The following is a 24,870-nucleotide window of genomic DNA, read 5'->3' as shown; positions in this document are numbered from 1 at the left end:
CGAACCCGCCGTGGGCGGGTCACCGGCCGCGGAGCCGGACACGAGGAGCCCCATGGAACAGCCCGCGGGCCCGACCCCCCGGCGGGGGTCGATGCTGCGCGAGACCGTCATCATCCTGGTCAGCGCGCTCGTCCTGTCCTGGCTGATCAAGACGTTCCTGGTGCAGGCCTTCTTCATCCCGAGCGCGTCCATGGAGGACACCCTGGTCGAGGGGGACCGCGTCATGGTCTCGCGCCTGGTCCCCGACGCGTTCGACGTGCACCGCGGCGACGTGGTGGTGTTCAAGGACCCCGGTGGCTGGCTGCCGCCCTACGTCGCCCCCGACCGCGGACCGGTCGGCAACACCGTGACGTCGGCCATGACGTTCGTCGGCCTCCTGCCCCAGGACACGGGCGAGCACCTCATCAAGCGCGTCATCGGCACGCCGGGTGACCACGTCGTGTGCTGCGACGCGCAGGGCCACGTGAGCGTCAACGGCCAGCCCGTCGACGAGACGTACATCAAGCCGGGGTCGGTCCCGAGCCAGGACCCTTTCGACGTGGTGGTCCCGGAGGGCATGCTGTTCGTCATGGGCGACAACCGTCAGCACTCGGCCGACTCCCGGTACAACACCGGCAAGCCGGGCGGCGGTTTCGTGCCGGTGAGCAACGTCGTGGGGACCGCGTTCGTCAAGGTGTGGCCGCTCACCGACCTCACGCTCATGCGCAACCCGGGCGACGTCTTCGCGGAGGTGCCGGAGCCGTGACGACCGACCTGGGTTCCCCGCTCGGCGTCGGTGCCCCGGCCCCCGCCGCGCGCCGCACCGCCCGCACGACGCCCACCAAGCGATCGACCGGTCCCAAGCCCCCGACGCTGCGGCACGAGCGCGCGATCCTCGACTCGGGCGCACGCTTCGTCGCGGGCATGGACGAGGTCGGACGCGGTGCCCTGGCCGGTCCGGTCAGCGTGGGGGTCGTCGTCGTCGACCTGGGCACGGGAGCCTTCCCCCAGGGGCTGACCGACTCCAAGATGCTCACGCCCGCGGCCCGGGAAGCCCTGCTGCCCGCCGTGCGGGGGTGGGGGCTCGCCTGGGCCGTGGGGCACGCGGGCCCCGCCGAGATCGACGCGCACGGCATCGTCGCGGCGCTGCGCCTGGCCGGGCGCCGCGCGCTGGCCCAGGTGCGCCGGTCCCTCGGTCCGGTCGACGCGGTCCTGCTCGACGGCAAGCACGACTGGCTGACCCGTCCCAGCGTGGACCTCTTCGAGGCCTTCGACCTCGACCCCGACGGGGACCTCGGCGCGCTCCCGGACCCGGCCGTGCGCACGCTCGTCAAGGCGGACCTCCAGTGCGCGTCGGTCGCCGCCGCGAGCGTGCTCGCCAAGTGCGAGCGCGACGGACTCATGACCGGGCTGGCCCGCCAGTACCCGGCCTACGGGTGGGACGGCAACAAGGGGTACGGCTCGGCCGTGCACGTCGAGGCGCTCAAGGCTCACGGCCCGACGCCGCAGCACCGGCGCAGCTGGCGGCTCCCGGAGCGCGACGAGGGCTGAGGGCAGGGGACGGGTCGGTGCGGTCCGGCGAGACGCGGGCACCCGGACCACGGGCGCGCGCCGCGCGCACCCGGCCGACGATCCGGGGTTGTGGCACCCGATGGTCCATGATGGTGCAGTGAGCGCCGAAGACCTCGAGAACTATGAGACCGAGATGGAGCTGGCCCTCTACCGCGAGTATCGCGATGTGGTGGGCCTGTTCTCCTACGTGGTCGAGACAGAACGACGTTTCTACCTGGCGAACCAGGTGGACCTTCAGGTCAGGTCGGCTGCCGGCGAGGTGTACTTCGAGCTGCGGCTCGCGGACGCCTGGGTGTGGGACGTGTACCGCTCCGCGCGGTTCGTGAAGTCGGTGCGCGTGGTGACGTTCAAGGACGTCAACGTCGAGGAGCTGGCCAAGGCCGAGCTCCAGCTCTAGGAGCACGTCGGCGGCCGCTCGGGCGCGGCGGAACGTACGACCCGCCGTCGCCCGTGCCCCGAGCCGTGCACAGGGCCTCGGCCCTCACGGTTCTCCACAACCGACGCATCATCCCCTCCCGATCGCACCCCGTACCGGTCAGGGTGGGCGCCGGAGGTGGGACATGAGAGCGAAGGACGCTGTCGGCCGGTACGGGGAGAAGGTCGCCGCGGCGCACCTGGTCGAGGTCGGCTGGGTGGTGCTGGACCGCAACTGGCGCGGCACACGGGGTGAGCTGGACCTGGTCGCCCGCGACGGCGACGTCCTGGTCGTCGTCGAGGTCAAGACCCGTCGCGGTACGGCCTACGGCCACCCGGCGGAGGCGGTGACGGTCGACAAGCTGGCCCGCTTGCGCCGACTGACGGGCGAGTGGATCACGACCCACCAGGTGCGGCCCGCGTCCGTGCGCATCGACGTGGTGGCGGTCACGCTGCCCGCCGCGGGTGCCGCGCACGTCGAGCACCTCGTCGGGGTCAGCTGATGTCCCTCGGCACGACGTTCGCGGTCTCCCTCGTGGGGCTCTCGGGGCACCTGGTCGAGGTGCAGGCGCACCTCGCGGCCTCGGTCCCGGGGTTCACCCTGGTCGGGCTGCCCGACACCGCGCTGTCGGAGTCGCGCGACCGCGTCCGCGCAGCGATCGCCTCCTCGGGCATCGAGTGGCCCCAGCGGAAGATCACGGTCAACCTGTCGCCCGCCTCGCTGCCCAAGGCCGGGTCGGGGTTCGACGTCGCCATCGCGGTCGCCATGCTCGCCGGAGCCCGCAGGATCTCGGTCGCGGACCCCGAGCGCGTGGTCCACATCGGCGAGCTCGGGCTCGACGGCAGGCTCCAGTCCGTCCGCGGGGTGCTTCCCGCCGTCGCCGCCGCGGTCGCGGCCGGGCTGCGCGACGTCGTCGTGCCCGCGCAGGACGCCGACGAGGCACGCCTCGTCCCGGGGGCCCGGGTCGTCGGGGTCGGGAGCCTCGCCGAGATCGCGGCGCTCTACGGCGCCGAGGTCCCCGGCATCGTGCTGCCGTCCGCGACCGCGCGTCCCGCCCAGAGCGGCGTCGCACGACGGGTCGAGGGAGACCTGCGCGACGTCCTGGGGCAGGAGCAGGCGCGGCGAGCACTCGAGGTCTCGGCCGCGGGCGGTCACCACCTGCTCCTCGTCGGGCCGCCCGGGGCGGGCAAGACCATGCTCGCGTCCCGGATCACGGGCATCCTGCCCGACCTCGACGAGTCGGAGGCCGTCGAGGTCACGGCCGTGCACTCCGTGGCAGGGGTCTTCGACCCGGGACAGGGCCTCATCCGTCGGCCGCCCTACGAGGACCCGCACCACACCGCGACCGCGGCCGCGATCGTGGGAGGGGGCAGCGGGCTGCCGCGCCCCGGGGCCGCGTCGAGGGCGCACCGCGGCGTCCTGTTCCTCGACGAGGCCCCCGAGTTCGGGTCCCGCGTCCTGCAGACCCTGCGCCAGCCGCTCGAGCACGGGGAGCTCGTGATCCACCGCGCGGCCGGGTCGGCACGCTACCCGGCGCGCTTCCAGCTGGTCCTGGCCGCCAACCCGTGCCCGTGCGGCCTGGGCATCGGCAAGGGGCTCGAGTGCTCGTGCAGCCCGCTGGTCCGACGCCGGTACTTCGCCCGCCTGTCGGGCCCGCTGCTCGACCGCGTCGACGTGCAGGTCGAGGTGCGCCCCGTCTCCCGGGTCGACCGTGCGGGCGGGACCGACGTCGAGTCGAGCGCGACCGTCGCGGCCCGGGTCGCAGCGGCCCGGGCCGCCGCCAGGGCGCGGCTCGCAGGAACCCCGTGGGTCACGAACGCCGAGGTGCCCGGCACCTGGCTGCGTGAACGGCTGGGACCCGACCCGGGCCTGCTCGCGGGTATCGACGCGGCCCTGGACCGGGGCACGCTCTCGCTCCGCGGCGCCGACCGGGTCCTGCGGCTGGCCTGGACCGTGGCGGACCTCGCGGGCCGCGGCGCACCGAGCAGGGGAGACGTCGGCCAGGGGCTCGCGCTGCGGACCCGAGGACACCATGGCTGACCGGGGCAAGGTCGCGGCCGCCCCGTCGTTCGACGTGAGCGACCCGCTGCTCGCCCGGGCGGCCTGGAGCCGGGTGGCCGAGCCCGGGGACCCGGTCGCGGGGGCGCTCGTCACGCACCTGGGAGCGCCGGACGCCCTGGCCTGGCTCTACGAGGCGGCTGCCGACGCGAGCCCGTTCGTGCCCGGGGCGCTCGCGCGCGGGCAGGACCGCCCGGCGGTCGAGCGCGTGCTGCGGGCCGTGGAGCGGTGGCGGGGCAGGCTGGCGGTGCTCGACCCGGTCCGGGAGATGCGGGCCCTCGATCAGCTCGGGGGTGCGCTCCTCGTGCCCGGCGACCCCCGGTGGCCGACGTCGGTCGACGCGCTGGGCGACGTCGCGCCCCTCGCGCTGTGGGTCCGGGGGGAGACGGACCTCGCCGGGCTCTCGCGGCGCTCCGTCGCGCTCGTGGGAGCCCGCGCGTGCACCGAGTACGGGAGGCACGTCGCAGCCGACCTGGCTTCCGGCCTGGTCGACCGACGCTTCACGGTCGTCTCCGGCGGGGCGTACGGGATCGACGCCAGCGCCCACCGTGGCGCGATCGTCGCGCAGGGGCGCACGGTCGCGTTCCTCGCGGGCGGCGTCGACCGCCTCTACCCCGCGGGGAACACCGACCTCCTGCGGGCGGTCCTGGACACGGGGAGCCTCGTCAGCGAGGTGCCACCTGGATCGGTCCCGAGCCGCGTCCGCTTCCTGCAGCGCAACCGGCTCATCGCAGCGTTCTCGCGGGCGACCGTCGTCGTGGAGGCGGCCTGGCGCTCCGGCGCGCTCAGCACCGCGACGCACGCCTCCGCACTGCTCCGTCCCGTGGGGGCGGTGCCCGGGCCGGTCACCTCGATGGCCTCCGGTGGCTGCCACCAGCTCCTGCGGGACGCGAAGGCCGTGTGCGTGACCGACGTGGACGAGGTGGCCGAGCTCGCCGGGCACGTCGGGGCGGACGCGCCGCCCCCGCGGGAGGGAGCGTCCGCCCCGCAGGACGGCCTCGACGAGCTCGGCACGAGGCTCTGGGACGCCCTCCCGCTGCGCGCCTACGCCGCCGTGGACTCCGTGGCGCGGGCAGCGGGCCTCGGGGTCGACGAGACGTTGGGCGGTCTCGGCCACCTGGAGCTCGTCGGGCTCGCCGACCAGTCCGGCGGTCGGTGGCGGCGGGCAGCCCGGCCGTCGCAGGGCGTGGGGTCCACGGCCCGAGGTGGCTGACCAGGGACACTGGGGTCATGAGGACACCGGGGACATGAGCCGCGACACCGAGCAGCGCCGGAGCGTCTCCCGCACCGCGCCACGCCCCGCGCCCCGCCCCGCGCCGGGGAGCGGCCCGACGCCGGAGGCCGAGCCCGCTCAGGGTGCCGAGCCTGCACAGGCACCCGACGCGCGGCACCTCCCGCCTGCGCTCGCCACCGCTGTGGCCGAGTTCGAGCAGCATCTCGACGTCCAGCGCGGCCTCTCGACCCACACGGTGCGCGCCTACACGGGCGACGTCCGGTCGTTGCTGTCCCGCGCCGTCGAGACCGGGGTGCGGGGCCTCGACGACGTCGACATCGCGGTCCTGCGCGACTGGCTCGCGGACCTCGGCGCTCGCGACCTCGCCCGCACCACGATGGCCCGCAGGGGAGCGGCCGCCCGCGCCTTCTTCGCCTGGACGACGAGCACCGGACGCACCGCGCACAACCCGGCCCTCCGGCTCGCGAGCCCCAAGGTCGCGCGACACCTGCCGACCGTCCTCGCGGTCGACGCCGCCACCCACCTCATGGAGACCGCCCGAGACGCAGCGGCCGACGGTGACCCGGCGCGCCTGCGCGAGTGGGTCGCCGTCGAGGTCCTCTACGCGTCGGGGCTCCGCGTGGCCGAGCTCGTGGGCATCGACGTCGACGACGTCGACCTCGGTGAGCGGACCCTGCGCGTCGTGGGCAAGGGCGACAAGGAGCGCGTCGTGCCGTTCGGCGTCCCGGCGGGTCGCGCGCTCCGCCGCTGGCTCGACGTGGGGCGCCCAGCGCTCGCCGTCCCGGGCTCCGGTCCTGCCCTCCTCCTGGGGGAGCGGGGGCGCCGCTGGGGGCAGCGGCAGGCGCGCGAGACGGTGCACCGTCTCGCGGCGCTCGCGGGCGTCGACGACGTCGCCCCCCACGACCTGCGGCACAGCGCCGCGACACACCTGCTCCAGGGAGGGTCCGACCTGCGCAGCGTCCAGGAGGTGCTCGGCCATGCCACGCTCTCCACGACGCAGCGCTACACGCACGTGAGCGCGGACCGGCTGCGCGCCTCGTTCGAGCAGGCCTTCCCGCGGGCGTGACGGGGCGCTGAACGGCCGGCCCGGGCTGGGGGCCGTCGTCGGGGCGACGGACGCGTGGTGAGCGCCCGACCGGACCCGACCCCGCTCAGCGCAGGGGGAGCAGCACGATCGGCTCTCGTGGCCCGAGCAGTGCGAGCGGGTCGAGGTACGTCTCGCCGCGCCGCACGCCCCAGTGCACGCACGACGCGGGCAGGCAGTGGCCGGCCCCCGCCGGACCAGCCCCGTCCGCAGGTGCCGTGGCGTCGGGCCCGTCCGAACCCTGGACCGTCCCGACGGCCTGCCCACGGTGCACCCTGGTCCCCGCCGCGACGGTCCCGTCGACGGGCTCGAGGGAGGTCCGCAGGCCGTCGTCGTGCAGGACGACCACGACCCCACGGTCCACGACCGTCCCGGCGAACGTCACGACCCCGGACGTGGGTGCCACCACGGCAGCCCCCTGCGGGGCGGCGAGGTCGACGCCACGGTGCCCGGCGAGCCAGTCCTGGTCCGGAGGGAGGAACGCGCGGAGCACGACGGGCTCTCCCTCGACGGGCGACGTCCACCCGGCCTGTGCCGGGCCGGGGTCGCCGGCCGCCCGTGCCGGCAGGACGGCCAGAGGCGGGAGCAGCGAGAGCGCGACGGCGAGCGCGGCCACCCGTGCCCTCAGCCGACCGGTTCGCTGTCCCCGGCCGCGCCGTGCTGCGACGCCCGCGGCGGCCGAGGCGGGAACCTCGGCGCGTCCGCCCCGCCCGCGCGACGCCCGCCCGCGCGACGCCCGCCCGTGCGACGCCCCTCCCGGGGCCTCGCGGGGCGGGCCGGCAGCACGACGGGTGCGGCGCCGTCGGGCAGGGGAGGACGGCCGTGCGGACGGCCTGGGAGACTGGTGGGAGGGCGTCATCGCCCGAGCCTCGCGCACGAGCGTGCGCGCCGGTCGAGCGCCCGCCCGGCCTGTGGAGGGGGCGCCGGTCGGCGGAGCTGTGCACGGGTCGGGCCGTCGCCCGCGATCAGGTAGACTTAACGCCGCGATCGGCACGTTCATTCGGACGGCCTCCCAGCACCTCCGACGGACCCCGGCGGAGAGGCGACGGGCCCCCGTTGCGCGCCGTCGACTTCGCGCGTCACTTCCCCGCCACCCCGCCCGACAGGGCAAGGGGCCGGGGGCTGCCACGACATCGGTCCGGACCCTCGTTCGCCAGGGTCCGGCGTCCAACGGCGGTGTGGCGCCAGGGGTGCAGGGCCAATCCCGGCCGGCACCGACAACCGGAAAGCACCGACCGGACGCACCGCGACCGGTCGGACGAATGAGCGTGAGCAGCGGGAGGATCCCGCGTCACGCCTGAAAGGAAGTGCCATGGCCGTCGTGACCATGCGCCAGCTCCTCGACAGCGGAGTCCACTTCGGACACCAGACCCGCCGCTGGAACCCGAAGATGAAGCGCTTCATCTTCACGGAGCGCAACGGCATCTACATCGTCGACCTGCAGCAGTCGCTGTCGTACATCGACCGCGCCTACGAGTTCGTCAAGGAGACCGTCGCCCACGGTGGCACGATCCTCTTCGTCGGCACCAAGAAGCAGGCGCAGGAGCCCGTCGCCGAGCAGGCCGCTCGTGTCGGCATGCCCTACGTGAACCACCGCTGGCTCGGTGGCATGCTCACCAACTTCACCACGGTGCACAAGCGTCTGCAGCGTATGAAGGAGCTCGAGGAGATCGACTTCGACGACGTCGCAGGCTCCGGGCTCACCAAGAAGGAGCTGCTCGTCCTCCGTCGCGAGAAGGACAAGCTGACCCGCACCCTGGGCGGCATCCGCGACATGGCGAAGGTCCCCTCCGCCGTCTGGATCGTCGACACCAACAAGGAGCACCTGGCCGTCGACGAGGCGCGCAAGCTGCGCATCCCGATCGTCGCGATCCTGGACACCAACTGCGACCCCGACGTCGTCGACTACAAGATCCCGGGCAACGACGACGCGATCCGCGCCGTCACGCTGCTGACCCGCGTGATCGCCGACGCCGCGGCCGAGGGCCTGCTCCAGCGCCACTCGGGCAACCGCACGGGCGCCGAGGCCGGGTCGGCCACCGAGGCAGAGCCTCTCGCCGAGTGGGAGCGCGAGCTCCTCGCCGGTGCCGAGGCGGAGACCGCCGTGGAGACCGCAGCCGCCGCTGAGGTCGTCGCCGAGGCAGCAGCCGAGACGGCCGTCGAGGCCGAGGTCGTCGCCGAGGCAGCCGCTGAGGTCGCCGTCGAGGCCGAGGTCGAGGCAGAGGCAGCCGTCGAGGCAGCTGCCGAGGCCCCCGCCGAAGAGGCCGACGGCGACTCCGAGAAGGCGCTCGAGATCATCCGTGTCAAGGGGCTGAAGGGCGTCGCCAAGCGCGAGGGCCGTTCGACCTCCGAGGGCCTCGTCGCCGTCGACATCGCGGAGACCGAGGGTGGCCAGGTCGCCACGCTCATCGAGCTCAACTCCGAGACCGACTTCGTCGCGAAGAACGAGAACTTCCTCAACCTCGCGGCTCGCGTGCTCAAGGCCGTCGCCGACTCGGGTGCTGCCGACACGGACGCGGCTCTCGCTGCGGACGCCGACGGTGAGTCCGTCCAGCTCGTGATCGACAACACCGCCGCGTCGCTGGGCGAGAAGGTCGTGCTGCGTCGTGCGACGCGGATCGCCGGGGAGCGCGTCACCGCGTACCTGCACCGCACCGCCAAGGACCTGCCGCCGTCGATCGGTGTCGTCGTCGCGACGAACGCCGCGGGCGAGGCCGTCGCCAAGGACATCGCGCAGCACATCGCCGCGCTGTCCCCGACGTACCTGTCGCGCGAGGACGTCCCCGAGGACGTCGTCGCCAACGAGCGTCGTATCGCCGAGGAGACCTCGCGCAACGAGGGCAAGCCCGAGGCCGCGCTGCCGAAGATCATCGAGGGTCGCCTGAACGGGTTCTTCAAGGACGTCGTGCTGCTCGACCAGCCGCTCGCGAAGGACCCCAAGAAGACCGTCGGCCAGGTCCTCGCCGAGGTCGGTGGCACGGTCACCGAGTTCGTGCGGTACCGCGTCGGCGCCTGACGCACTCCACCGGTGGCCCGGTCCGCGCGCGCGCGGGCCCGGGCCCCGCGCACCGGGACCCGGGGGGTCCACGGCGCACATGCACCACCCGGGGACGACGAGCAGGACCGCCCCCGGTACGTCCTGGGGCAGACCCCGGGAGATCGGAACGACGAAGGACAGGTGGCTCGGCACATGGGCGACAAGATCGAGACCAAGACCCCCGCACGTCGGGTACTGCTGAAGCTCTCGGGGGAGACCTTCGGGGGCGGACAGATCGGCCTGGCGCCGGACGTCGTGCAGCGGGTGGCCGGTGAGATCGCCGAGGCCGTCCGCGAGGGCGTCCAGGTCGCCATCGTCGTCGGCGGTGGCAACTTCTTCCGCGGTGCCGAGCTCTCGCAGCGTGGCCTCGACCGCGCCCGCGCCGACTACATGGGCATGCTGGGCACGGTCATGAACTGCCTCGCGCTCCAGGACTTCCTCGAGCAGGCCGGCGTCGACACGCGCGTGCAGACCGCCATCACCATGGGGCAGGTCGCCGAGCCCTACATCCCGCTGCGCGCCATCCGCCACATGGAGAAGGGGCGCGTCGTGATCTTCGGCGCGGGCGCCGGCATGCCGTACTTCTCGACCGACACGGTCTCCGTCCAGCGCGCCCTCGAGACGCACTGCCAGGAGGTCCTCATGGGCAAGAACGGCGTCGACGGCGTCTACTCGGCGGACCCGCGCACCGACCCGGACGCGGTCAAGCTCGAGCACCTGACGTACACCGACGCGCTCGTCAACGACCTGGCCGTGATGGACGCCACGGCGCTGAGCCTGTGCCGCGACAACGACGTGACCATGCGGGTCTTCGGGATGGGCGAGCCGGGCAACGTGACCCGCGCGCTGCTGGGGGACAATATCGGGACACTGGTCACGACGAGCTGACCGGACGACGACGAACGACCCGGGTCGCGCCGCGTCCCGGGTGCGCCGCCCCGTGCGGCGCAGGACGGCTAGCCCAGCTACGCACGACGAAGGAGCACTGGTGATCGACGAGACCCTCCTCGAGGCCGAAGAGAAGATGGACAAGGCGATCGAGGTCGCCAAGGAGGACTTCGCGAACATTCGCACGGGACGTGCGAGCGGCGCGATGTTCAACAAGATCACGGTCGAGTACTACGGCGCTCCGACGCCCCTGCAGCAGCTCGCCTCGTTCAACACCCCTGAGGCACGCACGATCGTCATCTCGCCCTTCGACAAGACCGCGCTGAGCGCGATCGAGAAGGCCATCCGTGACTCGGACCTCGGGGTCAACCCCAGCAACGACGGCAACATCATCCGCGTCGTGCTCCCCGTCCTGACGGAGGAGCGTCGTCGCGACTACGTGAAGCTGGCGAAGGGCAAGGCGGAGGACGCCCGCGTCTCGGTGCGGAACATCCGTCGTCGTGCCAAGGAGCAGCTCGACCGCATCGTCAAGGACGGCGAGGCCGGCGAGGACGAGGGCACGCGCGCCGAGAAGGAGCTCGAGGTGCTCACCAAGAGCCACGTCGACACGATCGACGCTCTGCTCGCCGGCAAGGAGAGCGAGCTCCTCGAGGTCTGATGCAGAAGTCTGAACGCACCGATGACAAGTGATGCGGTCGCGTCCAGGCCCCGGCGGACGCCGAAGGCCGGACGCGACCTGCCCAAGGCGATCTCCGTCGGGGTCGGTCTGCTCGTCCTGGTGGGGGCCTCGCTGGCCTTCCGGCCGGAGCCTTTCGTGCTGCTCGCGACCGCCGCGGTCGGCGCGGCGCTGTGGGAGCTGAAGCAGGCCTTCCTGCGCCGCGACATCCACCTGCCGCTCCTGCCGCTCCTCGTGGGGGCGGTCGGGATCCTGGTCTCGTCGTACTACTCGGGCCCCGAGGCCCTGATGGTCTCGTTCGTCCTGACCGTGGCAGGAGTCGTGGTCTGGCGGGTCATCGACGGCTCGGGGACGGCGGCGGTGCGCGACGCCGCGGCGGGCACGTTCGCGACGGCGTACCTGCCGTTCATGGCGGGCTTCGTGATGATGATGCTCGCGAACCCGGTCAACGGCAGGATCCAGGTCCTCCTGTTCATCCTGCTGGCGGTCTCCAACGACGTCGGCGGGTACGTGGCCGGGGTTCTGTTCGGCCGCCATCCGCTGGCTCCGTCGATCAGTCCCAAGAAGAGCTGGGAGGGGCTGGCGGGCTCGTTCGTGCTGGCGACGGCCATCGGTGTCGTGGGGGCCGTCTACGGGCTCGGCGTGAGTCCCGTGATCGGTGTCCTGCTCGGCGTCATGGTGCCGCTCACGGCCACCGTGGGCGACCTGGCGGAGTCGATGATCAAGCGCGACCTAGAATTGAAGGACATGGGGTCGCTCCTGCCGGGGCACGGCGGGGTCCTCGACCGCCTGGACTCCATGCTCCTGACCGCTCCGTTCGTGTACCTGCTGCTCTCCGTCTCGCTCTGAGACGTCCCCAGGAGGGCAGGCGCGGACGCACGCACGCGTGCCGGGCTGCGTGAGAACGCACCGGCACGCTCGCACGAGCGCACCTGACGCGTCGTCCGACGACGTGGTGCGCTGACCTGTTCCACCCGCTCAACCTCTGGATCCTCCATGTCTGTTCGTCCGTCCGTCGAATCGAAGCCGCTGCCGCTCGTCATGTCGGCGCCCCGTCGTGGGAAGCCCCCGCGCCACTTCGCCGACCTCTCCCCGGAGGAGCGCAAGGCGGCGGTCGTCGAGCTGGGTGAGAAGCCCTTCCGGGCCAAGCAGCTCGCGACGCACTACTACTCGCACTTCACCAACGTCGCGGAGGACATGACCGACCTCCCGCAGGCGACGCGTGACCTGCTGGTGGAGAACCTCATGCCGACGCTGCTCACCCCGGCGCGCGTGATGCAGGCCGACGGCGGGACCACCGTCAAGACGCTGTGGAAGCTGTTCGACGCGGCCAAGGTCGAGTCGGTGCTCATGCGCTACCCGAACCGGTCGACGCTGTGCGTGTCGAGCCAGGCCGGCTGCGGCATGGCGTGCCCGTTCTGCGCGACCGGCCAGCTCGGCCTGACGCGGAACCTGTCGACTGCGGAGATCGTGGAGCAGGTGCGCTCGGCGGCGAAGTCGCTCGCGGACGGCGACATCCCCGGCGGCCCGGCGCGGCTGAACAACCTCGTCTTCATGGGGATGGGCGAGCCGATGGCCAACTACAAGGCGGTCATGGGCACGATCCGCCAGCTCGTCGCCCCGGCCCCCGAGGGTCTGGGCATGTCGGCCCGCAACATCACGGTCTCGACCGTGGGCCTGGTCCCGGCGATGAACAAGCTGGCGGCCGAGGGCATCCCGGTGACGCTCGCGCTCTCGCTGCACGCGCCCGACGACGACCTGCGCAGCGAGCTCGTCCCGATCAACACGCGCTGGTCGGTCGACGAGACCCTGGACGCGGCGCGCAACTACTTCGAGGTCACGGGCCGCCGGGTCAGCATCGAGTACGCGCTCATCAAGGACATGAACGACCACGCGTGGCGTGCCGACCTGCTGGGCGAGAAGCTCACGGCTCGGGGCTCGGGCTGGGTGCACGTCAACCCCATCCCGCTCAACCCGACGCCGGGCTCGATCTGGACCGCGAGCGAGCGCGAGGTGGAGGACGAGTTCGTCGCTCGCTTGCGCGGGCACGGGATTCCGACCACTATTCGTGACACACGCGGCAGTGACATCGATGGTGCGTGCGGACAGCTGGCAGCCGAGGAGGAAGAGTGAGTGCGTTGTTCAGCACCGTCTCGAAGGTGCGCAACGGGTACGACCCGGAAGAGGTGGACGAGTTCTTCGACCACGCACGTCAGGTCTACGAGGGCAAGAAGCCGGAGCGTCTGACGAGCACCGACATCCAGGTCTCGATGTTCGACCTGGTCCGTGGCGGGTACGACACCCACGAGGTCGACGCGGCCCTGGACCGCCTGGAGGGGGCCTTCATCGCCCGCCAGCGCGCCGAGTACGTCGCGGTCAACGGCCAGCAGGCCTGGATGAACGCGCTGGCCGAGCGGGCACGCAGCCTGTACGGGCGCCTGGGGCGTCCGGACGGGGAGCGTTTCGCCCCTGCGGGCCGCGGCGAGTGGGGCTACGACATGGACGACGTCGACGACCTGTGCGACCGCCTCGTGGCCTACTTCGACCGTCAGGAGCCCATCACTGCTGCCGAGATCCGGGCCTCGACGTTCGCGCGGCGCCGTGGCAAGGACGGCTATGCGGAGGGACCCGTGGACGCGTTCTTCGCGCGTGCCATCGAGGTGCTGCTCGGCGTCGAGTGACGCGCAGGTGAGGCCCGCCCGACGGCGCCGCGCGCCTCGGGCGGTCCTCGCACCTGGGAGGATGTCCTCATGAGTCTGCGCAGCGTGACCCTGCTCGGGTCGACCGGTTCCATCGGCACCCAGGCGATCGACGTGATCTCGCGCCATCCCGACCGGTTCCGCGTGGACGCGATCTCTGCCGGCGGGGCGAACGCGGACCTGCTCGCACGCCAGGCGCTGGAGCTGGGAGTCGCACGGGTCGGCGTCGCGGACCCTGCACGGGCCGTCGAGGTCGAGGCGGCCCTTGCTCGCCACGGTGCGGGCACGGCGAGCCCGGTCGAGGTCCTGGTCGGCCCGGACGCCGCGACAGAGCTCGCGGGGGCGGGCTCCGACGTCGTGCTGAACGGCATCACGGGGTCCGTGGGTCTGGGACCGACCCTGGCCGCCCTCGGGGCGGGGTCGACGCTCGCGCTGGCCAACAAGGAGTCCCTCGTCGTGGGCGGCGTGCTGGTCCAGGACGCGAGGCGGCGTCCGGACCAGATCGTGCCGGTCGACTCGGAGCACTCGGCGATCGCGCAGGCCCTGCGGTCGGGGCGTCGCGAGGAGGTCCGTCGGCTCGTGCTGACGGCCTCCGGTGGACCGTTCCGCGGCTGGGCCCGGGACGACGTCAAGGTGGTCTCGCCGGAGCAGGCGCTCGCCCACCCGACCTGGGCCATGGGGCCGGTCGTGACGATCAACTCGGCGACGCTCATGAACAAGGGCCTCGAGCTCATCGAGGCGCACCTGCTGTTCGACGTGCCGACCGAGGAGATCGCGGTCGTGGTGCACCCGCAGTCGGTCGTCCACTCGATGGTCGAGTTCGTGGACGGGTCGACCATCGCCCAGGCCTCGCCGCCGGACATGCGTCTGCCCATCGCGCTCGGCCTGAGCTGGCCGGACCGTCTGGGCGAGGTCGCCGCGGGGTGCGACTGGTCGGCCGCGACGGCCTGGACGTTCGAGCCCCTCGACGAGGCACTCTTCCCTGCGGTCGGGCTCGCACGCGCGGCGGCCTCCGCCTCGGCGACGCACCCGGCGGTGTACAACGCGGCGAACGAGGAGTGCGTCGCGGCGTTCCTCGCGGGGCGCATCGGGTTCCTGGACATCGTCGAGACCGTGGAGCGCGTCCTGGGCGAGCACGAGGGAACCTCGCGGGCCGCGGTCACGTTGGAGGACGTGACGGGCGCGGAGGCGTGGGCCCGGGCCAGGGCTCACGAGATCCTGGCACGGCACTGAGCCCTGCCGTGTCCTGGCCGCTCGCAGGATCCGCCGGGCGCCCGGGGACCTCCGCGGGTCTCAGGCGTTCCGCAGGAATCGGCGATAGGTTCGCCCCTTCCGCACAGTCACCCTCTCTCTCGCAGCATCCTCGAACGGAGTTCTCATGGCCGCGGTGATCGGCATCCTGGTCGTGCTGGTCGGCATCCTCGTGTCGATCGCGCTGCACGAGGTCGGACACATGGTCCCGGCGAAGAAGTTCGGCGTCCGGGTCAGCCACTACTTCGTGGGCTTCGGCCCGACCCTGTGGTCGCGGACCAAGGGCGAGACCGAGTACGGCCTCAAGGCGATCCCGCTGGGCGGCTACGTGCGCCTCGTGGGCATGTACCCGCCGGCGCCCCCGGGGGCGAAGCAGTCGAACGGGTTCTTCGGCCGCATGGTGCAGGACGCGCGGGAGATGAGCGCCGAGGAGATCCTGCCCGGCCAGGAGCCGCGGGCCTTCTACAACCTGTCGGTGCCCAAGAAGATCGTCGTGATGTTCGGCGGACCGTTCATGAACCTCGTGATCGCGTTCGTGCTCATGACGGTGGTGCTGGTCGGGATCGGTTCGCCGCAGGCGACCACGACGGTCGCGACGGTGCCTGCGTGCGTGGCGCCGGCCACTGCCCCGGCGGACTACGAGTGCGCCGCGGGCGACCCGGCGACCCCTGCCGCGGAGGCGGGGGTCGAGCCCGGGGACACGATCGTGTCGTTCGACGGCGAGCCGGTCGCCTCGTGGGAGTCGCTGGTCGGCAAGATCACGGGGGCCGCGGGCGAGACGGTCCCGCTCGTGGTCGAGCGTGACGGAGAGCGCGTCACGCTCGAGATCACCCCGACGGAGGTCGAGCGCCCGATCGTCGGGGACGACGGGCAGTACGTGACCGACGACGCGGGCGAGCTCGTGCTCAGGCCGGCCGGGTACGTGGGGATCGCCCCGACCCAGGAGCGGGTCTCCGAGCCGCTCAGCGCGGTGCCCGCGGCCATCTGGGCCCAGGTCAGCGGGACGGCCGAGGTCATCGTCGCGCTGCCGGCCAAGCTGGTCGACGTGGTGCAGTCGACGTTCGGCGGCGAGGAGCGCGACCCCGCCTCGGTCATGGGTCCGGTCGGCGTGGGGCGGATCGCGGTCGACGTCGTGGGGGCGGACTCGGTCGACGTGGTCGACCGCGTCGCGGTCATGCTGAGCCTGCTGGCCTCGCTCAACATCGCGCTGTTCGCGTTCAACCTCATCCCTCTGCCGCCGCTCGACGGCGGGCACATCGCGGGCGCGCTGTACGAGGGCGCCAAGCGCCAGGTCGCCAAGGTCCGCGGGCGCCCGCGCCCCCCGCACGCCGACGTGGCCAAGCTCGTGCCGCTGGGGCTCGCGATGTGGGTCGTCCTGCTCGGCATGGGCGTGCTGCTGATCTACGCGGACATCGTCAACCCGATCCGTATCACCTGACCCACGCCCGACCCGCCGTCGAGCCGCGCCCGACCCGCCGTCGGCCCGCCCGCCCGCCCGGGCCGACCGCGGTCCGGGGCGCCGGGAACCCGTGAAGATCTCGCGAACGTTCGTGTGCGGAGCGGGGCGAGGGGCGTCGTCGGGCGCGGGGCGGGTGCCGCGCGGGGGATACTGGGTCCGTGAGCGTACCCATCAGCCTTGGCATGCCAGCAGCACCCCCGCCGGTCCTCGCGCCGCGCCGCAAGACGCGCAAGATCAAGGTCGGCAAGGTCGACGTCGGCGGTGACGCCCCCGTGAGCGTCCAGTCGATGACCACGACCCCGACCACGGACATCAACGCGACCCTCCAGCAGATCGCCGAGCTGACCGCGGCGGGCTGCGACATCGTGCGCGTCGCGGTGCCGAGCCAGGACGACGCGCTCGCGCTGCCGGCCATCGCGAAGAAGTCGCAGATCCCCGTGATCGCGGACATCCACTTCCAGCCCAAGTACGTCTTCGCGGCGATCGACGCAGGCTGTGCCGCGGTGCGCGTGAACCCGGGGAACATCCGCAAGTTCGACGACCAGGTCAAGGAGATCGCCCGCGCCGCCGCGGACGCGGGCACCTCGATCCGGATCGGCGTGAACGCCGGGTCCCTCGACCCGCGCCTGCTCGCGAAGTACGGCAAGGCGACCCCGGAGGCCCTCGTCGAGTCGGCCGTCTGGGAGGCGTCGCTGTTCGAGGAGCACGGCTTCCACGACTTCAAGATCTCGGTCAAGCACAACGACCCCGTGGTCATGGTGCGCGCCTACGAGCTGCTGTCCGAGCGCGGCGACTGGCCCCTGCACCTCGGCGTGACCGAGGCTGGCCCGGCGTTCCAGGGGACCATCAAGTCGGCCACGGCGTTCGGTGCGCTGCTGAGCAAGGGCATCGGCGACACGATCCGTGTCTCGTTGTCGGCCCCGCCGGTCGAGGAGGTCAAGGTCGGCATCCAGATCCTGCAGTCGCTCAACCTGCGCCCGCGCAAGCTGGAGATCGTCTCGTGCCCGTCGTGCGGCCGCGCCCAGGTGGACGTGTACACGCTCGCGGAGAAGGTCACGGCCGGGCTCGAGGGCATGGAGGTGCCGCTGCGCGTCGCGGTCATGGGCTGCGTCGTGAACGGTCCGGGGGAGGCGCGCGAGGCGGACCTCGGTGTCGCGTCCGGCAACGGCAAGGGTCAGATCTTCGTCAAGGGCGAGGTCGTCAAGACGGTGCCCGAGTCGATGATCGTCGAGACGCTCATCGAAGAAGCGATGCGGATCGCCGAGACCATGACGCCGGAGAACGACGCGCAGGCCGGTCCGCCGGTCGTCACCGTCGGCTGAGCCCGCGGCGATGGCGCGCTGGCACCCCCCGGGGCCGTGGTCCCGGCCGGAGGCCGCCCGGGTCCTGACGGACGCGGACGTCCCGGACGCGCTGGCGGTGTGCGCCGTGGACCCCGTGGCGTCGGTGCTCGCGGCCTCGCGGATCGTCGAGGCGACCAGGCTCTCCCAGAGCGGGGGACAGGTGTGGGGCTTCCCCGCGCAGGGGCCCCTGGTCGCGATCTGCTGGGCCGGGGCCAACCTGGTGCCGGTCGTCCCGGCGCAGGGCGCCGAGCGCGAGGAGGCGCTCGACGCCTTCGCGGCGCTCGCCCGCCGCTTCGGTCGGCGGGCGTCGTCGATCGTGGGCGATCGTGCTGCGGCGCTGGGCCTCTGGGAGCGTCTGGCGGAGCACTGGCCCGCCGCGCGCGACGTCCGTGACGACCAGCCCTCGCTCATGATCGACCGGGCCCCGAGCGTCGAGGCGGACCCGCTGGTCCGTCGTTCGGTCCCCGCGGAGCTCCCGCTGGTGCTGCCGGCGTGCGTGCGCATGTTCGTCGAGGAGGTCGGCTACTCGCCCGTGGCGGCGGGGGGCAACGCGTACACGGAGCGGGTGCGCGGGCTCATCACCTCGGGCCGCTCGTTCGTGCGGCTCGCCGGTGGCGCACCTGCGCAGACGTCAGGGCCGGGCGACCCGCTCGCGGGCGTCGCGCCGTCCGAGCGGGTCGTGGCGTTCAAGGCCGAGCTCGGTGCCGTGACGCCCGCCGTCGCGCAGGTGCAGGGCGTGTGGGTCGATCCTCGCCTCCGGGGCCGACGCCTCTCCGAGTCGGGCATGGCCGCGGTCGTGGAGATCACGCGCCGCGAGGTCGCGCCGGTCGTCTCGCTCTACGTCAACGCCTACAACGAGCGGGCGCTCGCGACGTACCGCCGGGTCGGGTTCGAGCAGGTGGGGACGTTCGCGACGGTCCTGTTCTGAGCCCTACTTCAGGAGCTTCGACATGCGCCGGTCCGCGAGGACCTGCCCGCCGGTCTGGCACGTCGCGCAGTACTGCAGGCTGCGGTCCGCGAACGAGACCTCGCGCACGACGTCCCCGCACACGGGGCAGGCCTCTCCCGTGCGCCCGTGGACGCGCATCCCGCGCCGCTTGGCGTCCTTGAGCTCGGCGGCCGGCCTGCCCGACGACGTCGCGACGGCCTCGGAGAGCACGTCCCGGATCGCGTCGTGCAGGTGGGCCACGTCGTCGGCGTCGAGGCTGCGGGTCAGGCGGAACGGGCTGGTCCGGGCTGCGTGCAGGATCTCGTCCGAGTAGGCGTTGCCGATCCCGGCGATGAGCCGTTGGTCACGCAGCAGACCCTTGATCTGCTGGTTGCGTGCTGCGAGCAGCTCGGCCAGCCGTTCGCGCGTGAGCTCTGGCCCCAGGGGCTCGACGCCCAGGGTCGCGATCGCGGGCACCTCGGCGGGGTCGTGGACCAGGTGGATCGCGAGCCGCTTGCGCGTTCCGGCCTCGGTGAGGTCGAACCCGGAGCCGTCGTCGAAGCGGATCCGCAGCGCGAGGACCGCCCGCACCCCACCCCGGCTCGAGGTCGGGCGCACGGGCGTGGTCGGCGCATCCTCCGACCAGCGCAACCACCCGGCCCGGGCGAGGTGGAAGACCAGGTGGAGGTCGCCGTCGGGCGCTGTGCCCGTGGCGCCCGCGCCGCCCCCGACCGTCCCGCCTGCCCCGGCGCCCGCGGTCGCTGGACGCACCGCGAGGTCGAGCCACTTGCCGTGCCGCGACGCACCCGTGACCGTGCCGCCCACCAGGGCGGACAGGGGCGGGGAGAAGGTCTTGAGGGCGACGATCGACGCGAGGTCGGCCGCGACGACGACGCGACCGGTCGCGCGCTCGTCGAGGAACCGGACGAGCGCCTCGACCTCGGGGAGCTCGGGCACGCTTCCATGGTGCCCGTTCGTCGCACCCTGCGCACCGCCGCGAGCGGGGACGGGGCGTGCGGCGCCCGGAACCCTGCGGGGGACCGGGCGCCACGACGGTAGGATCGGGCCCATGTCTTCAGCCTCCAGCCGGGTGGTCGGTCCCCCCGTCAAGCCCCTCAAGATGACCTCCCTGTTCCTGCGGACGCTGCGCGAGGACCCGGTCGACGCCGAGGTCGCGAGCCACAAGCTCCTCGTGCGCGCCGGCTACATCCGCCGTGCCGCCCCCGGCATCTACACCTGGCTCCCGCTGGGCCTGCGCGTGCTCGCCAAGGTCGAGGCGATCGTGCGCGAGGAGATGGAGGACGCGGGCGGCCAGGAGGTCCACTTCCCGGCGCTGCTGCCGCGCGAGCCCTACGAGGCCACGGGCCGCTGGGAGGAGTACGGCGCGAACCTGTTCCGCCTCACGGACCGCAAGGACGGCGACTACCTGCTCGCCCCCACGCACGAGGAGATGTTCACGCTCCTCGTCAAGGACATGTACTCGTCGTACAAGGAGCTGCCGCTCACGCTGTTCCAGATCCAGACGAAGTACCGCGACGAGGCGCGCCCGCGCGCGGGCCTGATCCGTGGCCGCGAGTTCATCATGAAGGACGCGTACTCGTTCGACGTGACCGAGGAGGGGCTCGAGGCCTCGTACCAGAACCAGCGCGCCGCCTACCAGCGGATCTTCACGCGCCTGGGCCTCGAGTACGTGATCGTGGCCGCGACGTCCGGGGCCATGGGCGGCTCGCGCAGCGAGGAGTTCCTCAACCCGACCGGGATCGGTGAGGACACGTTCGTGCGCTCGCCCGGCGGCTACGCGGCCAACGTCGAGGCCGTCGTCACGCCCGTTCCCGAGGCCCTGCCCTACGACGACGCCCCCGCGGCGCACGTCGAGGACACGCCCGACACCCCGACGATCGACTCGCTCGTCGCGCTCGCCAACGAGCGCTTCCCGCGTCCTGACCGCGAGTGGACCGCGGCTGACACGCTCAAGAACGTCGTGCTCGCGCTCACGCACCCTGACGGTCGCCGCGAGGTGCTCGTCGTGGGCCTGCCCGGCGACCGCGAGGTCGACCTCAAGCGTCTCGAGGCGGCGGTCGAGCCCGCCGAGGTCGAGCCCGCGGGCGAGGCGGACTTCGCCGCGCACCCCGAGCTCGTCAAGGGCTACATCGGCCCCGAGGTGCTCGGTCCGCAGGGCCCGCAGGTGACCGTGCCTGCGGAGGGCAAGACCCCCGCGTCGTCGCACTCGGCCGTGCGCTACCTCCTGGACCCGCGCGTCGTCGAGGGCACCCGCTGGATCACGGGCGCCAACCAGCACGGCAAGCACGTGTTCGACCTGGTCGCCGGGCGTGACTTCACGGCCGACGGCACGATCGAGGCCGCCGAGGTCCGTGCGGGCGACCCCGCGCCCGACGGCTCGGGCCCGCTCGAGCTCGCGCGCGGCATCGAGATCGGCCACATCTTCGCCCTGGGACGCAAGTACGCGCAGGCCCTGGGCCTGACGGTCCTCGACGAGAACGGCAAGCAGGTCGTCGTGACCATGGGTTCGTACGGGATCGGCGTGACGCGTGCGCTCGCCGCCCTGGCCGAGGCCAACCACGACGAGGCCGGCCTCGCGTGGCCCGCGCACGTGGCCCCGATGCACGTCCAGGTCGTGGCCACGGGCAAGGACCAGGCGGTCTTCGAGGCTGCCGCGTCGCTCACCGCGGAGCTCTCCGCGCGCGGCGTCGAGGTCCTGTACGACGACCGCCCCAAGGTCTCGCCCGGGGTCAAGTTCAAGGACGCCGAGCTCCTGGGTGCGCCGCTCGTCGTGGTCGTGGGCCGTGGGCTCGCGGACGGCGTCGTCGAGGTGCGCCCGCGCCAGGGCGGCGAGGCCGTGCAGGTGCCCGTCGCCGAGGTCGCCGACCTCGTCACCGAGAAGGTCGCCGCGCTGCTCGCCTGAGCAGCCGCCCGGCGGCGACGCCGGGACCGATGGACGCGGGCCGGGCCCGGGCGCGCGGGGGGCTCCCGGGCCCGGCCCGGCGCGGTCCCCGGCGGGGTCAGCCGGCGGTGGGCGCGTCCTGCGACTGCTCGGGCAGGCCGGGGAAGGCGCTGACGGGCGCACCCCAGGCGACCGCCGCGAGGCTCGCCTCGATCGCCAGGTCCGCGAGCGGGAGCCGCGTCCCCGCGCCCGCGTCGGCGGTCAGCGCGGCGTACGACTCGGTGAGCGAGGACTCGAGCTCGATCGCGAGCTCCGCCGTCGGGACGTCGGTCGGGACCGTGTACGCGACCCGGCGCGGGTCCTGGGCGCCGCCTGCCGTGCCCGCGGCCTGCGCCCAGGCCTCGGCTCGCGCGCGGTGCAGCACGGCACGCTCGAGCGCCGCGGCCCGTACGTCGCCGTCGGCGAGCGCGGCCCGGAGCTCGAACGCGTACCCGGCGGCGTCCTCGGCCTCGATGATGGTCGACAGGTCGGTCGCGCTCAGGCCCGTCGGCGACTCCTCGGGGACCAGCAGCCCCGTCGGGGTGACGAGCGACTCGGGCAGCGGTGTCCCGCTCGCCGCGGCGACGCGCCGGGCAGAGGCGTCCTGCGACGCCGCGATCGAGGCGACCAGGCGGGCGAACGCCCCGTCCTCGGTCTGGTCGACGACGTCGCGGAGCGCCGCGCTCGACGACGCGAGCGCCTCGACGACCTCGGCGGGCGTGGCCGAGCCGGGGGTCGAGGGCTCGTCGGTCGGGGTCGGGTCGGGGTCGTCGGGGTCCGGCTCGGGCTCGGGGAGCCCGGAGTCGTAGACCCCGCCGAGCTGGGTCACGTGCTGGTCGGCGTGGTCGCCGGTCTGCGTCAGGGCGTCGAGCGCGGCCGGGTCCAGGCCCGACGACGTCGCGACCGCCGCGTCGGCGAGCCCGCCCACGAGGAGCGCCCCCTCGACCGCGACCCGGCGGAGCGTCTCCTGGGCGTCCGGGACGGGCTCGGTCGGGGGAGGGGTCTCGAGCCGGACGCCGCAACCGGCCGCGGCGAGCAGCGCGAGGGACGTGACGATCGCCACCACGCCACGTCGCGCCGAAGGGCGTCCCGGGCCGCTGCGCCGCGAAAAACGTGACGAAGCGGACGCCCAGGAGGCGTCCGGGTGGGTCGGGAGGGGCTGGTGCAGGGTCGGTTCGGGAGTCATCGAGGCTGATGATGTCACGTTCCTGGCGGGCGAGTCGTTAGGCTGATCCCGTACAACAACACACCGGTCGAATCCTTGCCCGGTGGGCAGTGGGAGCCGACGGGAGACCGAGAGATGAACAAGGCGAAGCAGGCCGGGGCGGACAGGGTCCGCCAGGCCGTGGAACCGGTGGTGCGGGACGCCGACCTGTACCTCGAGGACGTGACCGTCACCCTGGCCGGGAGCCGCTCCGTCGTCCGCATCACGCTGGACCTCCCCGAGGACGCCCTGGGCAACCTCGACCTGGACCGTGTCGCCGAGGTGTCGCGCGACATCAACACCGCGCTGGACACGTCGAACGCCTTCCCGGGCGCATACACGCTCGAGATCTCGACCCCCGGCACCTCCCGCCCGCTGACCGAGCTGCGCCACTTCAAGCGCGCCCGTGGACGCATCGTGCGTCTCGCCCTGCAGGACGGTGGGACCGTCGAAGGACGTCTGCGCGACGTCGAGGACGGGAACCTGCTGCTCACGGACGCCGCGGTGGAGTCCGTCGCGCTCGAGGACGTGGTCCGCGGAGCGATCCAGGTCGAGCTCAAGCGCGCCCTCGAGGTGGACCTCGGCCCGGAGATGGCTGTTGACGCGAACCCCGGGGCCGACGCCCCGAACGACGAGGAGGTCTGATCCATGGACATCGACATGAGTGCGCTGCGACTGCTGGAGCGCGAGAAGGACATCAGCCTCGACATCCTGGTGGCGGCGATCGAGCAGGCCCTGCTCTCTGCGTACCACCGGACCCCCGACGCCTACGCACGCGCCCGGGTCGAGCTCGAGCGTCGCACGGGCCACGTCACGGTCTGGGCGCGCGAGGAGCTCCCGGCCGAGGAGGACGAGGAGCCCGAGCTCGACGAGGACGGCGAGCCGGTCCGTCGCTACCGGGCCCCGGTGTTCGGGCCCGAGTTCGACCACACGCCCAAGGACTTCGGCCGCATCGCGACCGCGACCGCGCGACAGGTCATCGTGCAGCGACTGCGAGACGCGGAGGACGACCAGATCCTGGGCACCTTCCGCGGCAAGGAGGGCGAGGTCCTGGCGGGCGTCATCCAGCAGGGCAACGACCCTCGCATGGTCCTGGTCGACGTGGGCGGCACCGAGGCGCTCCTGCCTCCGCACGAGCAGGTGCCGACCGAGGACTACGTCCACGGCGAGCGTCTGCGCGCCTACGTCCTGGACGTGGCCCGCGGCATGAAGGGCCCCCAGATCACGCTGAGCCGCACGCACCCCAACCTGGTGCGCAAGCTCTTCGAGCTCGAGGTTCCGGAGGTCGCCGACGGCTCGGTCGAGATCATGGCGATCGCCCGTGAGGCGGGCCACCGGTCCAAGGTCGCGGTGCGCTCGCGCGTCGCGGGGCTCAACGCCAAGGGTGCGTGCATCGGCCCCATGGGCGCTCGCGTCCGCGCCGTCATGGCCGAGCTGCACGGCGAGAAGATCGACATCGTCGACTACAGCGAGGACCCGGCGGAGTTCGTGGCCAGCGCGCTGTCCCCGGCGCGTGTGACGTCGGTCACCGTCGTCGACGCGGAGGCGCGGGCTGCTCGGGTCGTCGTGCCGGACTTCCAGCTGTCCCTCGCGATCGGCAAGGAAGGGCAGAACGCCCGGCTCGCCGCGAAGCTCACGGGGTGGCGCATCGACATCCGCTCGGACGAGGTCGAGCAGTCGGAGGCGTCCGCGCCCCGGACCGCGGACGCCTCGAACCGGGGGGACGATGCGGGCGTCGGCGACGGAAACGGGTAACACCAGGTGAGCGGGCGCGCTAGACTGTCCCTGACTGGGCCACGGGTCCGGCAACCGTCACACGACCCTTCAGGCGCTCACGCGCCTGTTCGAACGTGCGTCGGCTGCCGGGAGCGTGACCTACGGTCTGTTCTTCTCCGCCTCGTGGTGGACCAGCCCGACGTCCCGGAGCCTCGGCTCGTCGTCGACGTCGGCCGGTCGCTCCCGGGGCGCGGCGCCTGGCTCCACGATGCTCGGCGTTGCCTCGAGCTGGCCGAGCGTCGACGAGCCTTCCCCCGGGCCCTGCGTCTCGCAGGTCCTGTGGACCTCGCCGAAGCCCGAGCCCATCTCGACAGGGAAGTCTGACC

24 protein-coding genes are annotated in these 24,870 nt (G+C 73.1%); 21 read left to right on the top strand and 3 right to left on the bottom strand.

Going from position 1 to position 24,870, the window contains the following annotated elements; genetic code table 11:
* Positions 1–52 precede the first annotated feature (52 nt).
* The 7 genes from lepB to NHG27_RS00285 all read left to right on the top strand — a co-directional run bounded on the left by lepB (position 53) and on the right by NHG27_RS00285 (position 6,324).
* Positions 53–745, top strand: a complete 693-nt coding sequence (lepB, locus tag NHG27_RS00315) for a signal peptidase I (RefSeq protein ID WP_497014373.1) — start codon at positions 53–55, stop codon at positions 743–745.
* On the top strand, positions 742–1,530 hold the full coding sequence (gene rnhB, locus NHG27_RS00310) for a ribonuclease HII (RefSeq protein ID WP_407671942.1): 789 nt from the start codon (positions 742–744) through the stop codon (positions 1,528–1,530). The genes lepB and rnhB overlap by 4 nt, the downstream gene beginning before the upstream one ends.
* 118 nt (positions 1,531–1,648) lie before the next feature.
* Positions 1,649–1,948: a DUF2469 domain-containing protein gene (locus NHG27_RS00305; RefSeq protein ID WP_024840525.1), complete on the top strand. Its 300-nt coding sequence runs from the start codon at positions 1,649–1,651 to the stop codon at positions 1,946–1,948.
* Between the two features lie 163 nt (positions 1,949–2,111).
* The gene (locus tag NHG27_RS00300) at positions 2,112–2,468 is read left to right on the top strand and encodes a YraN family protein (protein ID WP_497014372.1); all 357 of its coding nucleotides are present in this window, start codon (positions 2,112–2,114) and stop codon (positions 2,466–2,468) included.
* Positions 2,468–4,006, top strand: a complete 1,539-nt coding sequence (locus NHG27_RS00295; protein ID WP_497014371.1) for a YifB family Mg chelatase-like AAA ATPase — start codon at positions 2,468–2,470, stop codon at positions 4,004–4,006. Before NHG27_RS00300 ends, NHG27_RS00295 begins: the two co-directional genes overlap by 1 nt.
* Complete coding sequence (dprA, locus tag NHG27_RS00290) at positions 3,999–5,237, top strand: DNA-processing protein DprA (RefSeq protein WP_497014370.1); 1,239 nt, start codon at positions 3,999–4,001, stop codon at positions 5,235–5,237. The genes NHG27_RS00295 and dprA overlap by 8 nt, the downstream gene beginning before the upstream one ends.
* 34 nt (positions 5,238–5,271) lie before the next feature.
* Complete coding sequence (locus tag NHG27_RS00285; protein ID WP_497014369.1) at positions 5,272–6,324, top strand: tyrosine recombinase XerC; 1,053 nt, start codon at positions 5,272–5,274, stop codon at positions 6,322–6,324.
* Between the two features lie 85 nt (positions 6,325–6,409).
* On the opposite strand, the gene NHG27_RS00280 is transcribed toward NHG27_RS00285, so the two are convergent.
* A complete protein-coding gene (locus tag NHG27_RS00280) occupies positions 6,410–6,958 on the bottom strand; it encodes a M23 family metallopeptidase (RefSeq protein WP_497014368.1) in 549 nt (182 codons plus the stop codon).
* A gap of 696 nt (positions 6,959–7,654) precedes the next feature.
* Here NHG27_RS00280 and rpsB point away from each other — a divergent pair.
* From rpsB to NHG27_RS00230, 10 genes are all read left to right on the top strand, one after another.
* Positions 7,655–9,358: a 30S ribosomal protein S2 gene (gene rpsB, locus NHG27_RS00275; protein WP_497014367.1), complete on the top strand. Its 1,704-nt coding sequence runs from the start codon at positions 7,655–7,657 to the stop codon at positions 9,356–9,358.
* Positions 9,359–9,532: 174 nt separating this feature from the next.
* Positions 9,533–10,267, top strand: a complete 735-nt coding sequence (pyrH, locus tag NHG27_RS00270; protein ID WP_193718191.1) for a UMP kinase — start codon at positions 9,533–9,535, stop codon at positions 10,265–10,267.
* Between the two features lie 100 nt (positions 10,268–10,367).
* Positions 10,368–10,925 carry a ribosome recycling factor gene (gene frr / locus NHG27_RS00265; protein WP_193718192.1) on the top strand — a complete coding sequence of 186 codons (558 nt, stop codon included), beginning with the start codon at positions 10,368–10,370 and terminating at the stop codon, positions 10,923–10,925.
* A gap of 21 nt (positions 10,926–10,946) precedes the next feature.
* Positions 10,947–11,792, top strand: a complete 846-nt coding sequence (locus NHG27_RS00260) for a phosphatidate cytidylyltransferase (protein WP_497014366.1) — start codon at positions 10,947–10,949, stop codon at positions 11,790–11,792.
* A gap of 147 nt (positions 11,793–11,939) precedes the next feature.
* A complete protein-coding gene (gene rlmN, locus NHG27_RS00255) occupies positions 11,940–13,076 on the top strand; it encodes a dual-specificity RNA methyltransferase RlmN (RefSeq protein ID WP_193718194.1) in 1,137 nt (378 codons plus the stop codon).
* Positions 13,073–13,624, top strand: a complete 552-nt coding sequence (locus NHG27_RS00250) for a DivIVA domain-containing protein (RefSeq protein WP_193718195.1) — start codon at positions 13,073–13,075, stop codon at positions 13,622–13,624. Before rlmN ends, NHG27_RS00250 begins: the two co-directional genes overlap by 4 nt.
* Positions 13,625–13,693: 69 nt before the next feature.
* Positions 13,694–14,875, top strand: a complete 1,182-nt coding sequence (gene dxr / locus NHG27_RS00245; protein WP_497014365.1) for a 1-deoxy-D-xylulose-5-phosphate reductoisomerase — start codon at positions 13,694–13,696, stop codon at positions 14,873–14,875.
* Between the two features lie 145 nt (positions 14,876–15,020).
* Complete coding sequence (locus tag NHG27_RS00240) at positions 15,021–16,331, top strand: M50 family metallopeptidase (protein WP_497014364.1); 1,311 nt, start codon at positions 15,021–15,023, stop codon at positions 16,329–16,331.
* 203 nt (positions 16,332–16,534) lie between these two features.
* A complete protein-coding gene (ispG, locus tag NHG27_RS00235) occupies positions 16,535–17,674 on the top strand; it encodes a flavodoxin-dependent (E)-4-hydroxy-3-methylbut-2-enyl-diphosphate synthase (RefSeq protein ID WP_193718332.1) in 1,140 nt (379 codons plus the stop codon).
* A 10-nt stretch (positions 17,675–17,684) separates the two neighbouring features.
* Positions 17,685–18,623 carry a GNAT family N-acetyltransferase gene (locus tag NHG27_RS00230; RefSeq protein ID WP_497014363.1) on the top strand — a complete coding sequence of 313 codons (939 nt, stop codon included), beginning with the start codon at positions 17,685–17,687 and terminating at the stop codon, positions 18,621–18,623.
* A 3-nt stretch (positions 18,624–18,626) separates the two neighbouring features.
* On the opposite strand, the gene NHG27_RS00225 is transcribed toward NHG27_RS00230, so the two are convergent.
* On the bottom strand, positions 18,627–19,580 hold the full coding sequence (locus NHG27_RS00225) for an Fpg/Nei family DNA glycosylase (protein ID WP_497014362.1): 954 nt from the start codon (positions 19,578–19,580) through the stop codon (positions 18,627–18,629).
* Positions 19,581–19,692: 112 nt separating this feature from the next.
* On the opposite strand from NHG27_RS00225, the gene NHG27_RS00220 reads away from it, so the two are divergent.
* Entirely contained in the window at positions 19,693–21,546 is a 1,854-nt protein-coding gene (locus NHG27_RS00220; RefSeq protein ID WP_497014361.1) for a proline--tRNA ligase, read from the top strand.
* 97 nt (positions 21,547–21,643) lie between these two features.
* On the opposite strand, the gene NHG27_RS00215 is transcribed toward NHG27_RS00220, so the two are convergent.
* A complete protein-coding gene (locus NHG27_RS00215; protein WP_497014360.1) occupies positions 21,644–22,627 on the bottom strand; it encodes a DUF4439 domain-containing protein in 984 nt (327 codons plus the stop codon).
* Between the two features lie 237 nt (positions 22,628–22,864).
* On the opposite strand from NHG27_RS00215, the gene rimP reads away from it, so the two are divergent.
* The 3 genes from rimP to NHG27_RS00200 are packed head-to-tail and all read left to right on the top strand — an operon-like array spanning position 22,865 to position 24,868.
* Positions 22,865–23,413 carry a ribosome maturation factor RimP gene (gene rimP, locus NHG27_RS00210; RefSeq protein ID WP_497014359.1) on the top strand — a complete coding sequence of 183 codons (549 nt, stop codon included), beginning with the start codon at positions 22,865–22,867 and terminating at the stop codon, positions 23,411–23,413.
* Between the two features lie 3 nt (positions 23,414–23,416).
* Complete coding sequence (gene nusA, locus NHG27_RS00205; protein WP_497014358.1) at positions 23,417–24,523, top strand: transcription termination factor NusA; 1,107 nt, start codon at positions 23,417–23,419, stop codon at positions 24,521–24,523.
* Between the two features lie 6 nt (positions 24,524–24,529).
* Positions 24,530–24,868: a YlxR family protein gene (locus tag NHG27_RS00200; protein WP_193718202.1), complete on the top strand. Its 339-nt coding sequence runs from the start codon at positions 24,530–24,532 to the stop codon at positions 24,866–24,868.
* Positions 24,869–24,870 lie beyond the last annotated feature (2 nt).

Source organism: Oerskovia sp. 140933 (assembly GCF_059651515.1).
Note: the sequence above shows the minus strand (reverse complement) of the source record. Positions and strands in the feature narration are given on the sequence as shown.